This is a genomic window from Photobacterium sp. R1 (assembly GCF_054600795.1).
Window position 1 is genome coordinate 1 of the sequence record NZ_BAAHZP010000157.1, and the last position, 393, is coordinate 393.

1 protein-coding gene is annotated in these 393 nt (G+C 54.2%); it reads left to right on the forward strand.

Annotated elements, in window-relative coordinates; genetic code table 11:
- Window positions 1-266: DUF2959 family protein (locus ACYP03_RS24460; RefSeq protein WP_459782440.1), on the forward strand; the 266-nt coding region annotated here is incomplete at its 5' end.
- Between the last annotated feature and the right edge of the window lie 127 nt (window positions 267-393).

A 393-nucleotide genomic window follows, 5' to 3' on the forward strand; every position in this document is an offset into this window, starting at 1 on the left:
ACAGTGAAGCCAAACTCAAAGCCACCCGCGCCTCTTACAGCAAGATGATTGCTGCCATGCACAGAGCGGAAGCCAAAATGGCACCGGTTCTGGACACCTTGCGCGATAACAGCCTGTACCTGAAACACAACCTCAATGCTGCGGCCATCGGCTCCCTGCAAGGCGAATTCCGCTCACTTGAACGTGATATCCAGCGGGCAATCAGCGATATGCGTGCTGCTATCAGTGAGTCTGAGCGCTTTGTGGCCCAACTGAACCGCGGCTAATCGTGTTTTGGCCTGAATAAACAAATCCCCCGTTCCGGATCACCCGGCGGGGGATTTTTTAAATGTGCGCCCAAAGAGCGCACAGATTCAGAATTTACTTCGCACCACGGCTCGCACGCTTACGATC